General features: G+C 35.3%; 16 protein-coding genes and 1 riboswitch. Of the genes, 8 read left to right on the forward strand and 8 right to left on the reverse strand.

The window, feature by feature from the left end:
- Positions 1 to 3 precede the first annotated feature (3 nt).
- The 3 genes from cysW to EDC37_RS06935 form a co-directional block, all read right to left on the reverse strand.
- Positions 4 to 816 carry a sulfate ABC transporter permease subunit CysW gene (cysW, locus tag EDC37_RS06925; protein WP_132549470.1) on the reverse strand — a complete coding sequence of 271 codons (813 nt, stop codon included), beginning with the start codon at positions 814 to 816 and terminating at the stop codon, positions 4 to 6.
- Positions 817 to 1,659: a sulfate ABC transporter permease subunit CysT gene (gene cysT, locus EDC37_RS06930; protein WP_132549473.1), complete on the reverse strand. Its 843-nt coding sequence runs from the start codon at positions 1,657 to 1,659 to the stop codon at positions 817 to 819.
- 64 nt (positions 1,660 to 1,723) lie between these two features.
- On the reverse strand, positions 1,724 to 2,743 hold the full coding sequence (locus EDC37_RS06935; protein WP_132549476.1) for a sulfate ABC transporter substrate-binding protein: 1,020 nt from the start codon (positions 2,741 to 2,743) through the stop codon (positions 1,724 to 1,726).
- A gap of 262 nt (positions 2,744 to 3,005) precedes the next feature.
- Between EDC37_RS06935 and EDC37_RS06940 the strand changes: the two genes are divergently transcribed.
- Positions 3,006 to 4,691: an SWIM zinc finger family protein gene (locus tag EDC37_RS06940; protein ID WP_132549479.1), complete on the forward strand. Its 1,686-nt coding sequence runs from the start codon at positions 3,006 to 3,008 to the stop codon at positions 4,689 to 4,691.
- Between the two features lie 83 nt (positions 4,692 to 4,774).
- Here EDC37_RS06940 and EDC37_RS06945 read toward each other — a convergent pair whose 3' ends face one another.
- Complete coding sequence (locus tag EDC37_RS06945) at positions 4,775 to 5,401, reverse strand: NAD(P)-dependent oxidoreductase (RefSeq protein WP_132549482.1); 627 nt, start codon at positions 5,399 to 5,401, stop codon at positions 4,775 to 4,777.
- Between the two features lie 156 nt (positions 5,402 to 5,557).
- Here EDC37_RS06945 and EDC37_RS06950 point away from each other — a divergent pair, with 156 nt between their 5' ends.
- Positions 5,558 to 5,920: a winged helix-turn-helix transcriptional regulator gene (locus tag EDC37_RS06950; RefSeq protein WP_132549485.1), complete on the forward strand. Its 363-nt coding sequence runs from the start codon at positions 5,558 to 5,560 to the stop codon at positions 5,918 to 5,920.
- 15 nt (positions 5,921 to 5,935) lie between these two features.
- Here EDC37_RS06950 and EDC37_RS06955 read toward each other — a convergent pair whose 3' ends face one another.
- Positions 5,936 to 7,384, reverse strand: a complete 1,449-nt coding sequence (locus EDC37_RS06955; RefSeq protein ID WP_132549489.1) for a glycoside-pentoside-hexuronide (GPH):cation symporter — start codon at positions 7,382 to 7,384, stop codon at positions 5,936 to 5,938.
- A gap of 189 nt (positions 7,385 to 7,573) precedes the next feature.
- Positions 7,574 to 8,983, reverse strand: coding sequence for a glucuronate isomerase (uxaC, locus tag EDC37_RS06960; protein ID WP_132549492.1), 1,410 nt, complete (start codon positions 8,981 to 8,983; stop codon positions 7,574 to 7,576).
- A gap of 228 nt (positions 8,984 to 9,211) precedes the next feature.
- On the opposite strand from uxaC, the gene EDC37_RS06965 reads away from it, so the two are divergent.
- Positions 9,212 to 10,198 (forward strand): LacI family DNA-binding transcriptional regulator, encoded by a 987-nt coding sequence (locus EDC37_RS06965; RefSeq protein ID WP_132549495.1) that lies wholly within the window; start codon positions 9,212 to 9,214, stop codon positions 10,196 to 10,198.
- Here the strand turns inward: EDC37_RS06965 and EDC37_RS06970 are convergent.
- Positions 10,195 to 10,953, reverse strand: coding sequence for a TIGR03915 family putative DNA repair protein (locus EDC37_RS06970; protein WP_132549498.1), 759 nt, complete (start codon positions 10,951 to 10,953; stop codon positions 10,195 to 10,197). The two genes, EDC37_RS06965 and EDC37_RS06970, sit on opposite strands and share 4 nt — an antisense overlap.
- A 3-nt stretch (positions 10,954 to 10,956) precedes the next feature.
- Positions 10,957 to 12,204 (reverse strand): putative DNA modification/repair radical SAM protein, encoded by a 1,248-nt coding sequence (locus EDC37_RS06975; RefSeq protein ID WP_132549501.1) that lies wholly within the window; start codon positions 12,202 to 12,204, stop codon positions 10,957 to 10,959.
- A 218-nt stretch (positions 12,205 to 12,422) separates the two neighbouring features.
- Between EDC37_RS06975 and EDC37_RS06980 the strand changes: the two genes are divergently transcribed.
- The 5 genes from EDC37_RS06980 (at position 12,423) to EDC37_RS07000 (ending at position 18,220) form a co-directional block, all read left to right on the forward strand.
- Positions 12,423 to 12,770, forward strand: a complete 348-nt coding sequence (locus tag EDC37_RS06980; RefSeq protein ID WP_132549504.1) for a DsrE family protein — start codon at positions 12,423 to 12,425, stop codon at positions 12,768 to 12,770.
- A gap of 73 nt (positions 12,771 to 12,843) precedes the next feature.
- Positions 12,844 to 13,019, forward strand: a riboswitch (cobalamin riboswitch).
- Between the two features lie 164 nt (positions 13,020 to 13,183).
- Positions 13,184 to 15,379: a TonB-dependent receptor plug domain-containing protein gene (locus EDC37_RS06985; protein WP_132549507.1), complete on the forward strand. Its 2,196-nt coding sequence runs from the start codon at positions 13,184 to 13,186 to the stop codon at positions 15,377 to 15,379.
- A gap of 164 nt (positions 15,380 to 15,543) precedes the next feature.
- Entirely contained in the window at positions 15,544 to 16,410 is an 867-nt protein-coding gene (locus EDC37_RS06990; RefSeq protein ID WP_165874476.1) for an ABC transporter substrate-binding protein, read from the forward strand.
- A complete protein-coding gene (locus EDC37_RS06995) occupies positions 16,407 to 17,453 on the forward strand; it encodes a FecCD family ABC transporter permease (protein ID WP_132549513.1) in 1,047 nt (348 codons plus the stop codon). Before EDC37_RS06990 ends, EDC37_RS06995 begins: the two co-directional genes overlap by 4 nt.
- Complete coding sequence (locus tag EDC37_RS07000; RefSeq protein WP_132549516.1) at positions 17,453 to 18,220, forward strand: ABC transporter ATP-binding protein; 768 nt, start codon at positions 17,453 to 17,455, stop codon at positions 18,218 to 18,220. Before EDC37_RS06995 ends, EDC37_RS07000 begins: the two co-directional genes overlap by 1 nt.
- The last annotated feature ends 158 nt before the right edge of the window (positions 18,221 to 18,378 follow it).

An 18,378-nucleotide genomic window follows, 5' to 3' on the forward strand; every position in this document is an offset into this window, starting at 1 on the left:
GTATTACTCCTTCGCGCTGTGCCATTTGTATTCGACAACATTTTTCAAAATAAGCAATATCAACGCAAGCAGGACGAGGATGGTGGAAACAGCAAAAGCATCAGCCATTTTGAAATCATTATACAGGATTTCTACCAGCAATGGTAGTGTATCCGTCTTACCTCGCAAATGTCCTGATACAACTGAAACGGCACCGAATTCTCCCATCGCCCGTGCGGTACAAAGGATAATGCCATATAACAATGCCCATTTAATATGGGGAAAAGTTATTTTTCGAAAAATAGTAAAACCACCTGCTCCCATCAAAGCCGCCGCTTCCTCTTCTTCTGTGCCGCGCGCATGTAGAACAGGCATTACGCTTCTAGCTATAAATGGTAAAGTGACAAAAATAGTTACCAAGACAATACCAGTTACAGCAAACACTATTTTTATGTGGAAAATGTTTAATATAGGCTGCGCCCAGCCGATGCGCCCAAAGGTTAAAGAAAAAATCAAGCCGGCGATAACAGGCGATATAGCAAATGGAATATCGATAAGAGTAGTCAAAAATTTACTACGTTTATAGTAAAATCTGGTAAGCGCCCATGCAGCGAATAAACCAAAAATGGTATTACATACTACTGACACAAAAGTAGCAAAAAGGGTTAGCCGTAAGGCATGTAATGTAAAGGCGTCACTTAAGACGTCAGCATAAGCACTAATGCCATTTTTAAAAGCTTCGCTCAGTATAACCATAAGCGGCATGATGAGCATAACAAAGATAAAAATACTACTGAGCGTGATCAGTAAATACTTGGTAAATGATCCTTTGCCCATTTATTTCGTTCCTCCTTGTACTATTTTTTGCTGATAAGCTTGTAATGAATTTATAGCAAACATAATAAAAAAGGAAAACAGCAGCATGACGATAGCTATTGAAGTGGCTTCACCATAATTGAACTGTTGGAGCTTGACCATTATTAATAATGGTACGATTTCACTTTTGAAAGGCATATTACCGGCAATAAAAATAACGCTGCCGTATTCGCCAATAGCGCGGGCAAAAGCCAACCCACCGCCGAGCAGCAATGCCGGTATAAGTTCAGGAAGAATTATCCGCCGAAATATTGTAAATCTGCTAGCACCCAGTGTGTAGGCTGCTTCTTCAAAAACAGGATCTATGTTTTTAAGCACAGGTTCAACCGTACGCACTACAAAAGGAATCGTGACAAAAATCAATGCTATAGTAATACCAATCTGTGAATAGGCGATTTTTATACCGAAGGGAGCAAAAAGCTGCCCGATAAAACCAGTGGGGGAATAAAGCGAAGCAAGTGAAATACCAGCTACAGCTGTGGGAATTGCAAAGGGAAGCTCAATCAACCCGTCTATGATCCCCTTGCCAGGAAATTCATAGCGTACGAGCACCCATGCAAGCATAGTGCCAAAAAAACAATTGATAACGGCAGCAATGAATGAACAGAAAAAACTCACCTCATATCCAGCAATGATTCGGCTGTCAAGAACCGTATCTAAAAAATTCTGCCATGTTATGCCGCTGGTAACTATTACTATGGATATGAGTGGCAGCAGAATAATAAAACTTATATAGAAAATAGTTATCCCCATGGACAAATTAAATCCGGGAATGATACTGTTCGACTTTGTTCTGCCCATCATCCTGCCTCATTTCTTTAATGTTGTGATATAAAAATTAATTACCAAGTACAATTACGGCTAAAGCTTATTTACTATAAATCTGGTCAAAGATGCCACCGTCTGTAAAATGGGTTTCCTGTACCTTGTCCCAGCCGCCAAACAATGGATCATTAATGTTAACTAATTTCATATTTAAGTCGAATTTGTCAGCATAATCTTTTAAAATATTTTCATCTGTAGGACGGTAGAAGTTTTCTGCAGCCACCTTTTGTGCTTCTGGTGAATAGAGATAATTCAAATATTCTTCTGCTAGCTGACTTGTTCCTCTTTCTTCAGCAATTTTATCGACAACAGCAACAGAAGGCTGTGCTAAAACGCTTATCGAAGGAGAAACTATTTCAAATTCTCCCGGATGTTCTTTTAAGGATAAATATGCTTCATTTTCCCAAGCAAGTAAAACATCGCCTTGACCATTTTCTACAAAAGTTGTTGTTGCACCACGGGCACCGGAATCAAGGACAAGCACATTTGCAAATAATTTTTTCATATAGTCTTTCATCTGTGTGTCGTCACCCTGATATTTTTCGTTGGCATATGCCCATGCAGCAAGGTAGTTCCAGCGTGCACCACCGGATGTCTTAGGATTTGGTGTGATAATTCCTACACCGGGTTTTATCAAATCATCCCAGTCCTTGATATTTTTAGGATTTCCTTTGCGGACAAGAAATACTATAGTTGAAGTGTAGGGGGCACTGTCATGTGGAAACTTATTTTGCCAGCCTTTACTTATAAGTCCTGCTTTTTCAATGGCTGTTACGTCATATTCAAGAGCCAGTGTTACTACATCAGCATCATTTCCTTCAATAACGGAACGAGCCTGCGCACCGGAACCGCCATGTGATTGGGTAACTGTCACATCCTGTCCGGTTTTTTCTTTCCAATGTTTAATGAAAAGTTCATTATAATCTTGATAAAGTTCGCGGGTCGGGTCATAAGATACATTTACAAGTTGAGTGGATGATGCCGATTCACTGTCACTTTTGCAACCTGCCATTACCGCCAGAGCAACAAGTAAAACAGCAAATAAAATAATCCTTTTTTTCATAATTAGTCCTCCTTTTTAAAAATAAAAAGGCCAGAGAGACAAATGTACAATCCATTTATCTCTCTGACCTTTAGTTTTCTAATTGGCCAGCAAATATATCAAAATATTTTCTGTATGTCTGTATTAATATTATAAGAGCTATAATAACATATTGAATTTATATCGTCAACAAATAAAATAAAAAAGGAAATATCTTTTTCACTGCGAAGAAGATATCTATAAACAATAGCGTCATAGTGTTGACAAGCAGTAGGAGGTATATATGAATATAGAAAATTTTGAACAAGAACTCAATGAATTAATTTTAAAAAGAGGAGAAAAATATTATAAGGAAGGCCGTGTGCGGTCATTAATGGAAAAAAGACCTGGTTATTATACTGCCAATGTAGCAGGTACAAACAGCTATAGAGTACATATTCACATGAAAAATTCGACAGATATAGAAAGCATGGAATGCGACTGCCCATATACATATAGACCATATTGTAAGCATATGGCAGCAGTTTTATATGCATTACGCGGCCGGTTGCAGGCTATACCGGATGTTGTCGCTGACAATACTGTCCCTTCTGTAAAAAAAGCACCGGAAAAAGATTCACTTAGTGAACTTTTAAATAAACAGCCTAAGGCTGCCCTTGTAGAGGTACTGCTTGCGGCAGCAAGGGAAAACGATATATTAAGAGCTCATATGGAAGCTATATTCAGTAATCCCGCTGATGAAAAAAATTCATGGTTAAAATTGATGCGTAACTGTATAAATAGTTTTAAGGGACGGGATAACTTTATACGTTGGAATGAATGCGATAAGGCACTTCAGGGGACATATAAAGTGCTTGAACATATCCAAATAGCGATTGACTGTAAAGAATTTCTCATGGCGACAGAGCTCATTTTGGCGGTAATGCGCGAAATGTTAAAAATGACACAGTTTGCGGATGATTCGGATGGTGGAATAAGCTATGTACTGGATAGCGTAAAATCTTTGCTGGCGAGTGAGGTTATTGCTATAACGGATAAAGAACAACGTGAGATATTGTTTACGAAAATTTTGACAGAATCCAAAAATAAAATATATGGGGGTTGGCTTGAAGAACGCGTATCACTTATCACCGCATGCATCAGTTTAGCTGATTCACTTAAGCAAAAGCGACGGCTTGACAGTTATTTTGAAAAATACATGGTGGATAATGATGCTTCATATGCATTTAATAATTATACGCAGGAAAAAATTGCCATATTAAAATATCAATTACTAAAAAAATTCGATAAAGAAAAGGTTGACGCTTTTCTCTCAGAAAATAGAGCTTTTGCTGAAATTAGAGAAATCTTGTTAAAAAAAACAATAACTGGGCAAAAATATCTTGAAGCAGAAAAATTATCTTTAGAAGGAGAAAAAAATGATGCTGAACTTCCGGGATTAGTAAAAAAATGGAAACAGATTCGTTTCCAAATCTATGAATTAGAAAACAAAACTACTGAAATGCGTTCGCTTGCATGTGAGCTGTTGATAAAATATACTTGCTTTGATTATTATACAAAACTGAAAAAATTGTATGATGAAAAAGAGTGGCAGAAAATTTATATACAAATTCTTGATAGATTGGAAAAACAAAAATATGTATCGCGTATTTATTGCCAAATAGTCATTGCGGAAAAAGACTGGCATAGTTTGCTTAAATATACGAAATATTTTCCTGAAGAAATACTAAGGTATTATAAATACTTATGGGAGATTTATCCACAAGAAGTATTTGCTGTATTTAAAGAATTCATTATGCAGTTTGCGGAAACATGTACAGAAAGACGGCATTATAAAACCCTTTGTTCTTATCTGCGGATACTTTGTAAGATAGGCGGAAAAGAAACCACAAGTGACATTAAAGAAAAATTATCAGCTAAATATCCGAGACGGCGGTCACTTTTAGAAGAACTTGCGAAAGTGGATTAGAAATAAAAAAAGGATAGCTGCACACTGCACATTGTTCAAAAATGTGATGTACGACTATCCCTTTTCAATTCCTAGTATAAAAATTATTCGCCGTGAACGGAAATTCTTTGTTGGATATGATTTCCTTTTACTGCTTCATCAATCATTGCAATGGCATAATCTGCATAGCTTATTATGCTTTCTCCCTTAGCATTTACGGTAAATTCTTCACCAGCAAGAACATATTTACCAGTCCGTGCTCCATCAGCCTTAAAAGCTGCTGCAGGACTTATATAAGTCCATTTAACGTCATCACGTTTACGAAGTTCATCGAGTGACTTACTCATGTTACCAGCTGTAGGTTTAAAAGCATCAGGGAAATCTGGCGCATCAATAACTTTTTTAGTATGTTCAGGATTGGTATAAAGGCTGCCTGCTCCGCCAATAATCAATAAACGATTATTTTTACCGCTCAAAATATCGCAAAGATGCATTAAAGAAGTAATATGCTGAGGCGCATTTGCCGGGCTGGTACCAAAAGCATTAATTATAACATCAAAGTCTTTTAAATCTTCGTATTTAAGAGAAAAAAGATCTTTTTGCAGGGATTTTGCAGCATCACTCTTATTTTCGCTGCGGGTAATGGCTGTGACATCCAGATTCCTGGACAATGCTTCCTTCACGATCAGGCGCCCTGCTTTTCCGTTTGCACCAATAACTGCTATTTTCATAAAACTACCTCCACCTAAATATAAATTAGTTTGTAAATTTTTATCTCTAGGTATATAATACGCCTATAGGAGAGATTAGTGAAGTAAGCACATTAAAGTTTTATAGTTACTTGTATGAAACCTTTTTTGAGTTTAAAGGAGTGACAATAAATAATTATGGAAAAAGTATTACCAGACTGCCCAGTAGAAACAACTTTGATGTTAATCAGCGATAAGTGGAAGATATTAATAATACGTGATCTTCTAACGGGTAAAAAAAGGTTTGGTGAATTAAAAAAATCAGTTGGCAAAATATCACAGAAAGTTTTAACAGCTGACCTGCGTTCAATGGAAAAGGCGGGGTTGTTGACTAGAAAGGTTTTTGCTGAAATACCACCGCATGTCGAATATGCTTTGACCCCAGCAGGCTATACATTAAAATCTGTACTCGAAGCAATGAGTAAATGGGGCGAGTATTATAAAGAAAATGTTTATTATAAAGAGAATGATTATGCTCTTGAAGCAGGGAATAGGCAATAGGCAATAGGCAATAGATTACTTGATCTGTCCATTTTCCCATAAACCATTACTCAAATCATCAGCAATTCTCTTATATTTATGATCTGATAATCCATAAAAGACGCCTATTATAGCCGCTGCTATGCCTAATGCTATACCGGGATATAAAGTCATAGCGGCTTTAATTCCCGTTAAAGTTTCTTCAGTTTGGATATTGTTGGCTACATAGCCTGTCATTACAAGCATACCAGAACTTACTATCGCAGCGAGTGCTTGCGCTATTTTACGGGAAAAATTAAAAGCGGCATAGGTTATTCCTTCTTTTCTTATACCATTATGCCATTCACCATAATCGATGACATCAGAAACAAAAGCCCATGTAATTCCATTTGGTATTGCTAAAGCAACGTACCCTATGGTTACTAAAAGAATAAAAGTATAAATATTTGTTGCAATTACAAAATTCATAATATTAGCAATAAAACCTATCATAAGACCGACTACGGCAGTTTTCTTTTTACCAAACATCTTTACTAACTTAGGAATTAAGAGAATCCCCAAGACGGAGCAGCCCATCATTATTCCGTTTACTAAAGGTTGCAGCCCCATATTGCCCAAGTTATATTGGCAAAAGAAAATCATCATTTGATTATTTGTGTTCATTGCTGAAATAGTAAATAGGGTCATTAAAATTATACAAAGCAATGGCTTATTTGTAAAAACCACCTTAAGATATTCTTTGAAACCTGCTTTTTTTTCTGCTTGAGTATTGCGCATGACAGGTACACTTTCACGAGTGTTTCTATAACAAATATAAAAACCAATTACACCAATAACGGCCATAATAGCAGCAGCAACAAAAAAGCCGTAATGCGGGTTGTCAAAAATGAGCACTATTGGTACGAAACCAATACCTGTGATAAGTTGTGCTCCTATTGAACCAGCTTGTCTTGTAGTAGCCAGCTGGCTTCGTTCATTTACATCACGAGTCATAACGCTGGCTAATGATCCGTAAGGAATATTTGTAAAAGAATAAACAAGTCCCCATGCCATATAAGCTACATAAGCAAATAATATTTTTCCTGACAATGATAGTTCCGGCATTGTAAAAGTGACTATTGTAAGTAAAGCCAGTAAAATACTAGAAATCATCATTATAGGTCGAAATTTCCCTCGTTTACCGATATTTTTCCGCCTATCAATCAGAGAACCAGCTATAGGATCCATAAATGCATCAAAAATTTTTGTAAAAGCAAATATGCCTGCTACGGCAGCTGCTGGTATGGCGCAGATATCTATCCAGTATTTTGTTAAATAGGACTGGCCAAGATCAAACATAAAGCCATTACCGAAATCACCAAATCCATAAGAAATTTTTTCTTTCCATGATAATTTTTGGAAATGAACAATTTGTTTATTCAGACTTTGCGTACCATTTGATTTCTCAGTTGCGGTATTTATTGGGTGGTTGCTGTATTCTTGCATGAATTATCGCTCCCTTATAAATAATGTATTCTTGTGAAAAAAATAATTATATAATGAATACACTGATTATTTAGAAAATAATTATTTGTAATAATGCTGACTAGCAAATTACTGCAGTACAGATATAACAAAGTAAGTACTGCAGCATTTATATATAATTTTATTGTATATCAACTATAGAGGAATACTTTAAATAGGAAATTTAAAGTATTCTTTTGCGTTATTATAAGATATATTTTGTACTAATTTGCCCAAATATTTGATGTCAGACGGATATTCTCCGTTTTCAACTAGATCACCCATAAAATTACAGAGAATACGGCGATAATATTCATGCCGTGGATAGGAAAGGAAGGATCTAGAATCCGTTACCATCCCCAAGATATTACCAAGCACAGAAAGATTGGCAATATTAGTCAACTGATTGGTTATTCCTGCTTTACTATCATTAAACCACCATGCACAGCCTTGCTGTATCTTACCAAAAGCTTCCGTTCCCTGAAAAGAACCGATAATAGAACCAAGTAATATATTATCTGCTGGGTTAAGCGAATATAAAATCGTTTTTGGTAATATATCAGCAGAATTTAAAGCGTCTAAAAATGCTGTAATACCTTCAGCACAATTATATGTGGCTAAACAATCAAAACCGGTATCAGGACCGAGTTTATTATACATTTTAGTATTATTATTACGCAATGCTGAATAATGGATCTGCATTGCCCAGTCACGTTTGCTGTATTCTCCTGCCAAGAAAAATAAAATTGCAGTTTTATATTCTTCTATTTCCTGTACAGTTAAAGATTCTTTCTGCAAGGCTTTATGGATTGTCTTATTTATTTTTGTATCATCAGCCGGACGGTAAAAAATATATTCCAAAGCATGGTCGGTTACGCGACATCCCATTTTTTCAAAAAAGTCCATTCTTTTATGAAGTGCTTGTCTAATATCGTCAATTGTTTTTATTTCCAGAGAGGTACTTTGCCCCAATTTGACGAGATAATCTTTATAGCCGATGGCATCGATGCGCATTATTGCATCTGGGCGCATTGCTGGAACTACTTTAGCTGTACAAGAGGCATCTTTTTCTATTTTTTGATGCCATTCAAGAGAATCAGCAGGGTCATCAGTGGTACAAATTACTTTAACATTAGATTGTTTGATAATTCCCTGTACACTCATTTCTGGTTGATGCAGTTTGGGGTTACATATATTCCATATTTCTTCGGCAGTATCTTCACTTAATGTTAAATTACAATTAAAAAAGCGTTTTAACTCCAAGTGGGTCCAATGATAAAGTGGATTGCCAATTGCTTTTGGAAGCACTTTCGCAAATTCTTGAAATTTTTCCCAATCAGAGGAAGTCGTTCCCGTTATTTTATCTTCAGGAGTTCCGTTAGAACGAATCAGTCGCCATTTATAATGGTCGCCGCCAAGCCATACCTGTGTTAGATTTTCAAATGTTTTATTTTCAGCTATTTCTTTAGGCTGTATGTGGCAATGGTAGTCTATTATAGGCATCTTTTGAGCATAGTCATGAAATAATATTTCCGCTGTTTTGGATTTAAGTAAAAAATTGTCATCCATAAATTCTTTCATTTCTGTTCTCCTTTTTACTATAATATTTTATGTAAGCACTTACAATTCTCAAGAATAAAATACCACGTTTATGGATCTTTGTCAATATATATTTATTTTTCAATAAATTCAATTAATTTACTTTTACTAAAATAAGATACAATGATTTTTTTGGAAACTCAATATGTTATAATATGATATTAGCTTCAATATAAGACGGCATATAAAGCACGGAGGCATTGATAACTTATGACAATATACGATATCGCGAAAAAATGTGATGTATCAATTGCTACTGTTTCGCGTGTATTGAACGGCAGTGATAAAGTCAGCGCTAAGACCAAAGAAAAAATACTGGCAGTGATGAAAGAACAAAATTACCAGCCTAATCCTTTTGCCCGTGGTTTAGGTCTTAACAGTATGAAAATGATCGGTGTTTTATGTGAAGATGTTTCTGATTCTTTTTATGCGAAAGCCATATCATTGATTGAAAGCCATTTGCGAAAACTTGACTGGAATGTAATTCTTAGCTGCACTGGCAGAGAACATGAACCAAAAGCTAAATACCTTCAGTTTTTAATAGAAAAACATGTAGATGCCATTATAACTATAGGAACACCTTTTAATCAGGCTAAGGATATAACATATCTTAAATGCGTAGCAAATAAAAATCCAATTATAATGGTAAACAGTTATATTAAACATGACAACATCTACAGCGTGATTTGCAATGAAGAAGCTGGGATAGAAGACATAGTTGGTAAATTGGCTGCTAAGGGTTGCCAAAGCATCCTTTATCTATATGATTCACTTACATATAGTGGTAAGCAAAAACTAGCCGGTTATAAGAAAGGCTTAGTAAAATATAATCTGGATGCAAATCCCTTGCTGCAAAATAAAATTAATCGTTCATTAGATGATGTAGAGAAAATCGTAAAAACTCTTATTGATGAAGAAATATATTTTGACGCTATTATCACCTCAGAGGATTTATTGGCTGTAGGTGCTCAGCGGGCTGTACGGCAAATGGAACGACATATGCCAATCGTTGGTTGTAATAATTCCATATTGTCACAGTGTGCCACACCGATGCTTACAAGCTTAGATAATCAGTTGGGTACGCTTTGCAAAGAAGCGGTCAATTTACTTACTAAACTTATGAATAACGAAGAAGTTCCTTCAAAAATTATTTTTCCAGCTAAATTAATACAAAAAGAGAGTTTCGTATATCTTTAAGCATGGTGCTCACTGAGCTGAGTCATTTCAGTTAAATATGGCCAATATTTTTCTGGCATAAAAGAACGGCGTAGATTGGGATTTTCTCTTTCTTGTATGGAAATGTGTCTATAATACTGGCACCATATACTGCTGAAAAGTTTTTCTGATTTACTATATTTTATATTTGTTTCTTGTTCTGTGACATCGGTAGTAATAATACGCTTTTTATCATAATAAACAGCGAGGTGTCGTCCCAAGTCATGAATAGCCCATTCTTCTCCGCTCAGCCGTTGCGCAAAGTGACCAGCCATAAGCGGTGCAATATTATATTTAGGGCGTATCGCTGCATATAACATACCTTCTGCAAGTTCACGGAAACGCAAAAGGCCAAGCATACGGTAGCGTTCATTACTTGTTTGCAAAGCCCAGTTTTCGACCTGGCCTATCCAAGGATCCGTTTTACTGTAGGATAACATATGTGAATTGCGAAAGGCCGCACAAATAAAATAAAAAAGCAGCATTTCCCGTTCTGGCCGCTCCGCCATAAAAGCAAAATAAAGTGTCTGCGCAACGCGCGCCCCACATTTACGATATAGGCCATTTAATACTTTATCAGCTTTTGTCAGATTAGCATCGACCTTTTTTTCTTTTTCAAAAATATTTGTTCCTGCACAAATATTTTCTATTCCTTCCACATGGCTCGTTCCATCGTGGTATGCCTCATAAATCACAGAAAGAAAACCAGAAAAAGATCCATCATACTGATAATACATATTTTATACCTGCCCCTCAAAAAGACTGATCTGCTGGAATAATTTTCGACAATTTTGGGAAACAAGAATGTTTTTTATGAGTACAGGGTCATCCAGACCCAGCCCGTAATAACGACCACCACAAGTAATGAAATGGCGGGCTCTTTTAAAAACAATACCGATATGTTTAAGGTTGTCATATGACAGCGGCGTTAGGCGGCGCATGGCAACTATCCTAGCAGCTGAACGGATGCCAATCCCCGGTATCCGCAAGATCATCTCATATGCAGCTGTATTTATTTCTATGGGGAAAAGCTGCCAATTTCGTAATGCCCAGTTTGTTTTTGGATCAACAGCTAAATCAAAATTCGGTTGTTGGTCTGTTAAAATTTCATCAGCGGAAAAATGGTAATAGCGAAGCAGCCAATCCGCTTGGTAGAGTCTGTTTTCCCTAAGAAGAGGCGGTTGTTTTACGGCGGGAAGGTTTTTCCCTGTCATTATAGGTACGTATGCAGAATAATAAACTCTTTTTAATGACATTTTTTTATAAAGGGCTTCACTTAATTTTAAAATATGACGGTCATTTTCACCGCTTGCACCAACTATCATTTGAGTCGTTTGGCCTGCGGGAATAAAAGGCTGCATATATTTTGCAAGATGTTTTTCACTATGTCGTTCAACAAATTGTTCATGAATAAATTTCATTGGTTGGATGATAGCGGAACGGGTTTTCTGCGGGGCGAGCAATTGTAACGCGTGTTCTGAGGGTAATTCCATATTAATACTAAGACGGTCTACATAATGGCCCAGTTCTTGTAATAATTTTGTATTTGTACCAGGAATCCCTTTCATATGAATATAGCCGTTAAAATTTTCTCGCAAGCGCAATAGTTTTGCTATTTTAAGTAAAAGCTCTGTTGTATAATCAGGTGAACTTATTATACCGGAACTTAAAAAAAGTCCTTCAATATAATTCCGGCGATAAAATTGGATAGTTAAAGAAACGATTTCTTCGGGTGATAAAAAAACTCTTTTTGTATCATTACTGCGACGATTAACACAGTATTCACAATCATAAATACAGCTGTTGGTCATAAGTATTTTAAGCAGGGATATACAACGTCCATCGGCAGACCAACTATGACAAATACCACTTCTAGCGCCATTGCCAATTCCCCCAGGTCTATTCATTCTGCTGGAACCGCTTGAAGAACACGATACATCATATTTTGCGGCGTCAGCGAGTATACTTATTTTTCCTTTTAAATCCATTTATATTCACCACACGAATAACTTCTATAATCAGAAAAAACTGCATTATATTTTAGTAGTTTTCTCTAAATCGAACCTGAATAGAGTATATCATTTCAATTAAGAAATGTAAATATTGCGGTTCAGATTATCGAATAACATGCACTTTTTCCATAAATAATATATTATTTATAGAGATAGAATATATAAATGGTACTGTAGAATATGGGGGCAGTTTTATGAATGTTTTAAAGGTAGTTTTGCATATTGATGAAATAAATAAATGGCAGATGGTACTTAACAATGCGCAAAATCTGATCAATGGTGCCGCTAATAAAAAATATGACATAAAAATCATAGTAAATGGAAATGCCGTGAATTTGTTTGGGCAAGAAAGTGACAGCAATATTTTAAAACAGGTAGATGCACTGACCAAACAAAAAACAGAAGTTTTTCTTTGTCGTAACGCATTGCAGGGGAATGGTATAAATGAAGTTGAATTACCTTCTAACGTAAGTGTCGTTCCTGCTGGTATAATAAAATTGGTTGAATTAGAAATGACAGGTTATGCCTATATAAAGCCATAACTGTAATTTATGAAATTATAGTTAAATATTGACAACTTTAACATGGTATGTAATACTATCATTACGGCAAGATAAATTAATATTTGAGACAGGTGTTTTAACTTAAAAGAGAAGCCGGTATAAGCCGGCACGGTCCCGCCACTGTAAGGGGAGTTGTTTATAATTATGTCACTGAATATATTTATATTCGGGAAGGCTTAAACAATGATGAACCTAAGTCAGGAGAACTGCCTGTTTAACAATCACCGTTTTACCTACGAACGATAGGGAGGCGATTTGCAATGCATTTTTTGCAATCAGCCTCCTTTTCTATTTTGAAAAGGAGGTTTTGTTATGTATAAAAAAACATAACTGCGTTTGTGTAGATAAAAAGCCCAAAATTTTTTTAATACAGGAACGGAGTGTTAATTTTTATGCATAAAAAGACTAGTGTAATTTCCACAATGCTTATGTGTACGGTTATCCAAATAGTGAATGTTCCTATAGGTTCTGCAGCAAAGGATGATAGCTCAAATGATGTAGACTATGCTTATTCGTTAGAGGATAAAACTATTTATGCCCAAAGGTCACCAATTATTGATAATCCTTATTTAACAGGTGGTGATGTTGATATTATAAGCAGGCAGGATATTGAAAAACATCATTATAATGATATAATTGCTGCTTTAAAAACGATTCCAGGAGTACAAGTATCAACACCAGGATATAAGGGCGGTGAATACGGTTACAGTAGTTATAATACAGAATTAAGTATAAATGGTGAGAATAGCATAGTTATTTTAGTTGATGGTCGTCGCGTAGATAATGATGCGAATTCTTATGGTGGTGATAAATCACGTGTTAATCTCAGTACATTACCAGGTATTGATAATGTAGAACAAATAAATGTGATAAAAGGACCTGGTTCTGCTATTTACGGAGCAGACGCAGCGGGTGGAGTAATAGACATTATCACGCGAAAGGGATCAGCAAAACCTAAAACAACACTTGATATTGCTACAGGTTCTTGGCAAAGACACAACTATTCATTAACGCATACTGGATCTTCAAAAGATGGTACTCTAAAATATGCTGTTTCTTTAAGCCGGCAACTTAGCGGTAATGCAAAATATAAAAATGATTATACAGACCGAACCGAAACTTTTGATAATACGGGATATCGTGATGAAAATGCCGCAATAAATGTTACGAAAGATTTTGACAAAAACCATAGTCTTGATTTCACTTATAACCATTCCTACGAGAAGGCATATTATCCTATAACGGCTCCAGATTTGCAATATATAGATTCATTTTACAAGGGAACTATGGCACCGATAGATCCTGTAACGCATAGATACATTAATTTAAATAGTTTAGTAAAAGGGTATCGTAATATTTTCCTCTATGATGCGTGGTTAGGATCTTATGATGAAACACAAACAAATAATGTAGACATAAAATATGTTTTTAATAGAACAGACGAAAATGCAGAAAGTTTTATTAGAATTTATAAAAATTATACACGCTATAATATGAAAGATTATTCAGACATATGGAATGTACCTTATACATATTTGAATGAATTCTGGGATACGGCTAAAGACTCGTCTAACACACATACTGATATAGAAAAAGTTACGGGTACGACAATACAGTTTGCCAAGCATATAAAAAATCAAAGTTTAACAACTGGCTTTAATTATAAAAAAAGTGATTACACTGGATGGGATAGTTATGACAGTTATAGTTCAAAACGGCATTCTTACAATATGTATTTACAGGATAAGATTAAGGTAAGCAATAAATTTACAATAACTCCTGGACTGAATTATACATATTACAGTGATGGCGATTATAATGGGATGAATTTTGATTCTGCGAGCAGACTTACTTTTTCCAACTACAGTAATTATAAGTTTGATGATAAAACAAATGCGTATTTTTCTATAAGCCAAATATTCAAACCAGTTACTGGCCTCGATTATTCTCGTGCTTTTAGCAGTGATCCACTAAAAAATGAAAAAGGATATAATTATAACCTAGGTATTGATAGAAAAATAACTGCTAAAGATGATTTAAATGTTAATTATGCAAACACTTATATGGATAATACTATTGGTCGTTACAGTATATTGAACTCGACCAAGGGTGATTGGGAAACCAAAGCAGTTAATGCTAAAAGGAAAAAGCAAGCGTTGAATATAGCTTATACACATACATTTGACAATGTATGGCAATTATCTTCTTCATATAGTTGGGTTAAGGAAAATTTTCATGCGAAGAATGTCTTTATTAATCCTGATGGAACCACTCCAGACAGTCTTATAAATGCTTTTCGGCCACGCAATATTTATAGAACAAATTTGACTTATGAAAAAAATAATTGGTTTGGCGATCTTTCTTATACGATTTATTCAGGAAATGATAGAAACTATTTTACAGACAGCCATTTTGGTGTACTGGATTTTGTTTTGAGTCGCAAACTAAATGATTCAATGCAGATATATTTTAATGTTAACAATATCCTAAACAAAGCATATCAAACTCGTGCGTTATCTTCGTATGATGTTGGTGCATTTCCCGAAAACGGTCGCAATTTTATGATAGGGATAAAATATAGCTTTTAAAATTTAGCTAATTTTAATACAAGAGGTGTGACAAAATAAAATATGCATTAGCAGGGCTAATAATAATCTTTGCTTTTTTAGAAATCACGAGATCATCAATAATACCGAGTAAAGAAGAAACAACAGAATTACCATTTGCTCAAATAGTAAATTATGATACAGAGTTGAATCCTATACAGTTAATTTTTAAAGAACCACCTCAGCGGGTAGTCACTTTTTGGCAGAATTCAACTGAAACATTGTTGGCTTTAGGTTTAGAAGATAAGATAATAGCTTCTGTAGGTGTTCCTTCTGTTGATTGTATAAAGGAAGAGTATCGCCCAGCATACGAGAGTATTCCGATACGGCAAATGCAGTCTATTGATAAAGAAAACTTATTATTGCTCAAGCCAGATTTTATATTGGGGTGGAAATCGACTTTTACGCAAAATTATACGGGTACAACTGAATTTTGGCATAATCGAGGTGTAAATACTTATATGGCACCATCTACTATATATAATACGAAAAACAAAACAATAGAAAGTGAATACCAATATATAATGGAATTGGGCACTATATTTGGGCGTAAAGAAAGGGCTCAATACTTGGTAGAGCAAATGAAGGGAGAAATATCATTTGTTGCCAATAATACTATTGGGCGTCGGAAACCAAGAGCTATCATCATAGAGAAACAAAACGATATATTAAGCGTATATGGGAAAAATACTCTGGCTGGAGATATTTTAAAAAAAGTAAATGGAGATATTATTGACCCTGGTAAATCTATAAGTTATGAGACACTAATAGATGAAAATCCAGAGGTAATATTTTTGATCGTAAGTGAAGATAATTATGCTAATGCAGAACATATCGCCCAGCAGTTTTATGACAACCCTGCTTTACAGGATATCAATGCGGTGCAACAGCACCGCATCTATACCCTGCCCTTGTTTATGGTATATAGCAGTGCAGTACGTACTTATGATGGGATAAAGCAAATGGCACAAGATCTTTATCCCGATTTACATGAAGGAGTACCACAAAATTGAAAAAAATATCTGTCAAATGGTGGATAGGCATATTAGTGATAACACTCATTCTAGAAATCTTTTTTGCATTAAGTATAGGTTCAGTAAAATTAAATAACGAAGATATTTTGGCAACTCTACTGCAAGGAATAAATAGTGATATACCTATAACAGCGCCTCATCAAGGTCCTCTTTTCGATATTATATGGTTACTTCGCTTTCCTCGGATTTTGTTGGCCGGTGCTACTGGCGCGGGACTTGCTGTTTGCGGTGTAGTAATGCAGTCAATTACGAAAAATCCACTAGCTGATCCATATATTCTAGGTATTTCTTCTGGTGCTTCTTTAGGAGCAGTAATTTCTATCTTTCTTGGTATCGGAACATTTTTCGGCAATGACTTCATAGGTATATGTTCTTTTATCGGTGCTTTTTCCATATCTTTACTGGTTCTTATTATTTCACAAATTGGTGGGAAAGCGAATTCGGTAAAGCTGTTACTTACTGGTATGGCATTGAATATTGCATGTTCGTCACTATCAAGTTTCATAATATATTTTGCTAATGATAAGGAAGGTATCCAAACTGTGCTGTTCTGGCTGATGGGAAGTTTTGCTGGTGCAAAATGGAGTATTCTGCAAATTGTACTTCCAATTGTATTTCTGGGCATAATATTTTTTTGGACACAGAATCGTATTTTAGATATGATGCTGCTTGGTGATTATACTGCTGTTACACTTGGTACCGATCTGGAAAAGTATCGACAAACATATTTATTAATAAGTGCGTTTATTATTGGCTTTCTTGTATATGCTTCGGGTATGATAGGCTTTATTGGACTTGTAATACCACATATTGTGAGGATATTTACAGGTATTGGACATAGGTACCTATTACCTTTAGCTGCAATAACAGGTGCGATTTTTTTAATTTTGGCAGATGTTTTTAGTAGAACATTGATAGCAAATACAGAAATTCCTGTGGGAATAATAGTTTCTATTGTAGGTGCACCAGGATTTATTTTTCTTATTGCAAAAAGAACTTATTCTTTTGGAGGGGAAGATTAATGGAAATATCAATAAAAAATATATCCTTTTTAATAAAAAATAAAAAAATACTGTCTGATATTTCAGCATCAATACCTTCTAGAGAATGCATAGGTATAGTTGGGCCAAATGGTAGCGGCAAATCGACTTTATTAAAATGTATATATAGGGTTTTACAACCAGCCGCTGGGGAGATTTTTTTCGATGGACATAATATAAAGGATATGACACTCAAAGAATCATCACTTGTTGTGAGTGTTATGGCACAGGATAATGGCTATGCTTTTGATTTCCTTGTAGAGGATATTGTGCTTTTAGGGAGAGCCCCACATAAAAAATTGCTTGAATTTAATAATGCAAATGATTATAAAATTATGAAAAATGTCTTAAAAACAGTTGGATTGGCAGGTTTTGAAAAAAGAAAATTTTCTACAATGTCGGGAGGAGAACGGCAGAGAGTTATTTTGGCGAGGGCGTTGGCGCAAAATACACCGTGCCTTATATTGGATGAACCTACAAACCATTTAGATATAAAATACCAAATGCAAATGATGGAGATTGTTAAAAGACATCAGCTGACTATTATCATAGCAATTCATGATCTTAATATTGCGGCACTGTACTGCGATAAAATAATAGCATTAAAAAATGGGCAGATAGTCGGCTATGGTATCCCTAAAAAACTATTTACACCAGAATTTATACGTTATCTATATGATGTAGATGCGGAAGTCTGCATAAATAAAACAACTGGGAAACCCAGTATTACATATATACCACCACAATAATAACTTGCAGTCATATAATTTAATTAAAAAACTATTAATTATGCTTCATCTGGCCAATTAAAAGTAAGCGATCAATCAAATAGTGTATAGCAATAATGCCGCTAATCCTGTATTGTAGTTACAAGGGTTAGCGGCATTTCATATATGTTTGCACATTA

It is taken from the genome of Pectinatus cerevisiiphilus (assembly GCF_004341685.1).
Taxonomy (GTDB): domain Bacteria; phylum Bacillota; class Negativicutes; order Selenomonadales; family Selenomonadaceae; genus Pectinatus; species Pectinatus cerevisiiphilus.